Source organism: Methanolobus sp. (genome assembly GCF_016278385.1).
Taxonomy (GTDB): Archaea; Halobacteriota; Methanosarcinia; order Methanosarcinales; family Methanosarcinaceae; genus Methanolobus.
Map to the genome: position 1 here is coordinate 1 of NZ_JADQBY010000043.1, position 2857 is coordinate 2857.

General features: G+C 34.3%; 1 protein-coding gene. It reads left to right on the top strand.

All coding sequences use genetic code 11. From position 1 onward, the window contains the following. Nucleotides 1-784: 784 nt before the first annotated feature. The coding region (locus QZZ23_RS13645) for a NosD domain-containing protein (RefSeq protein ID WP_292471186.1) at nucleotides 785-2857 on the top strand (2073 nt) is incomplete at its 3' end.

Below are 2857 nucleotides of genomic sequence, written 5' to 3' on the forward strand. Positions count from 1 at the left end.
AATTTGATCTCTACATCTGAAAACATAGTCTTAATCCCACTGAGAAGTTAATATATATTTGATTGCCGATTTAAAAAATAATTTAATTTGTTTAATGTTCAGTAAAAATCTACAGTGTATACTTAAATCAGTTCTAAGTAGCGTACAAAGATTTTTTGATTACTGTATATCGTTGATCAACTTTAACTTTTATTTTTTTTACTTTTTTATTCCAACGTAAAATAAGTCTTTCTTTTGAAAAAAGTCTATTTTTTAATTTTTGTTAAAATCATAGCTATATTATAAAAATAATAGAACACCCTAACATAATCTCCGTGTATAAACCGTCATTTTCAACCCATTTGGACATCAAAGATGGTAGTCAGTGTCAGTGGAGTGAATGAAAAAATAAATGCTTACATAATTATTTCCCAAAATAGAAAATTGGATACTAAATTAAAAGAAGACTGCAAATTGCTCTTCCAACTACCTTCAACAATACTTCCAACATATTTTCCCTGTTGAGTTGGCCGTGTTTCTGCAAAAATGTCATAAAACCAGAATGGAGTTTTTAATGCAATTAGATATATTTTATTTAAGTCCAAATTAATTTAAAAAGACATAAATAACATATTCACATGCAGTTATTATTTAATTATTCTGTTCAAAATTAATGATACGATGGAGTTGTTGTACAATTAAATCTTCAAAGATAGGGTTGAGATTAGTTTATTCTAATAGTACGAAACATAGTTTAAAAACCAAATTATACCGGATTGGTATAATTTTTGCTTTTATTCTACTAATGAGCAGTGTCGCATCAGCAGCTCCTCTTGAAGTTGACAGCATTGTGCAACTGACAAACGGAAGCGGATACTCTTACAGTAAAAAACCAGTCTGGTCACCAGATGGTACTGAAATTGCATATACAAAGGATTTTAATCTTCATAAGATGTCTCTGGCAGATCAAACAGATATTGAGCTGGCAACTCGCCATGCTCGCCATCTGTATAGTTGGTCTCCTGATGGTAATCAAATCCTTTTTATGAAAACGAATCATAGTGCTAGTAGCATTTATTATGATCTCTGGATCGTGAACGAGGACGGTTCTTCACAAAGACAGATATCTCCAAATAATCCAATTAATCATTTTGCATGGTCTCCAGATGGATCGCAGATTGCTTATACGAATAGGACTGCTTTAGCATTAATGGAACCAGATGGTTCAAATAGCCAGATAATATTAAGTCAGGAAGGTCTGGGAAGTCTGGCATGGTCTCCTGATTCATCTAAATTAGTGTTTGGGAAATATGTAAACGAGAATATTGGCCAGCTCAAAGTAATAAATTCAGATGGTACGAATTTGATGGATATAGTTTCATCAGAAGAAAGAAATACTGATGTATATCCTCAAACACAGTCTTGGCAAAGTCAGATATGGTCGCCTGATGGATCAAAAATAGTTTATTACTCTTATTACGGATTTTTTGACGTTGGTACTGACACAAGTTATGGGGATAGTTCTGTCCACACAGTAAATTCAGATGGAACAAATCAAAATAAAGTGGGAGGTGACGGCGTTACAGATGCATCTTTCTCACCAGATGGAAGCAAAATTGTATATTCATATGCTGATCATAGTTTTTCTATCCCAAAAAATCCCAACATATGGGTAATGGATGCTGATGGAAGCAATAAAACTCAATTAACAACAGGCTCTACATACAGTGGAAGGCCTGTATGGAGTCCTGATGGAAGAAAGATCGCCTTTGACTCTGGTGGTGACATTTACATAATAAACCTGAAAGAGGCATTTGTAAGTGACGGTGTGATAACTGTAGATGATGATGGCGGTGCAGATTTCACTACAATACAGGCTGCTGTTGATGCTGCCAATGATGGTGACACTATCCGTGTATCTCCGGGTACATATAATGAGAATGTTGAAGTAGATAAATCTGTGATTATTAAATCCACAGATGGTGCTGAAGTGACAAATGTTGTTGGTGCATCAGATAATGAGTACGTATTTGAAGTGACTGCAGATGAAACTAGCATAAACGGATTCAGTATAAGTTTCGGTCCGGGTTCTGATGATTATTATCCGGGCAAAACAGCCATACGTATCTTTTCATCTAGTGGAAGTAGAGTTTCCAATAATACTATAGAAGATTGTCTGCTAGGAATTTCCATAAATAAATCTGAAAATATTATCCTGGATGGTAATTTATTACAACATAATATTCAAGGTATAGAGTTGACCTCTTCAATCGACAACGACTTAACCGGCAATATGATTTCGAATCGTGAATACCATACGGCAGGTATTGTCCTTTATTATTCTGATCATAACACATTAGACAGCAATGGAGGGAGCCGAGCAGATATTTATATGTATCATTCTAATAGCAACGTATTAACCAACAACGATGCGTTTAGTTATGATGTTTTACCAGGTATTTATCTTTCATATTCAAATGAAAACAAAATAATCAATAATAATGCTGGGGGTATTAATATTAATGGTGAGGATAACATTCTGCTCAAGGATATTGTTTATGGTACTATGGATGGTCACCCTCCTATCCAAATAACCGGAACTAACAATACTCTAATAAATAACACCGCTTATTGCACACTATATAGTGATGCTGGTATCAGTGTAAGTGGTAGTAATCACTATTTGGAGGATAATATAGTTGCGGATGCACTTGGAACAGATTTATACGATTTAAACACTAACCCAGGTATTATTTTGTACTCTACCAGCTATAGTACGTTGACTGGAAATATTGTAAGTAAAAAATACGGTTCTGCGATTTCGTTAAGTTCTGCAAATGAGAATCTTATCTACAACAACTTCTTCAATACCTCAGCA